The organism is Pseudomonas sp. R11F, assembly GCF_050312575.1.
GTDB lineage: Bacteria > Pseudomonadota > Gammaproteobacteria > Pseudomonadales > Pseudomonadaceae > Aquipseudomonas > Aquipseudomonas palleroniana.
On the sequence record NZ_JBNPJU010000094.1, the window covers coordinates 1 to 284 of the forward strand.

A 284-nucleotide genomic window follows, 5' to 3' on the forward strand; every position below is an offset into this window, starting at 1 on the left:
TTGCTCAAAGTGACAGTCACTGGTGTTTGCGCGGGGTTGGTCAGCGTGGCGGTGTAAGTGATCTGGCCGCCTTCGGTCACGGTCGAGCCAGCCGTCAGGGAGACGGTGGTGGTGTCGATCGAGTCAGTGATCGTGGTGACGGCCGGAGTCGTGCTCGGCACCAGGTTTTCAAAGTTGCCGCCGGTCGCGCCAGTAATGGTAGTGCTGACGGTAGAACCGTTGTTGTAGACGTCGTTAGCCGGGGTATCGACAACCACAGTGCCAGTGGACTCGCCCGCCTTGAT

Annotated in this window: 1 protein-coding gene; it reads right to left on the reverse strand. The window is 60.2% G+C overall.

Annotated features, from left to right (window positions below):
* On the reverse strand, positions 1-284 hold a 284-nt coding region (locus ACQRBV_RS27570), incomplete at both ends, for an immunoglobulin-like domain-containing protein (protein ID WP_427877936.1).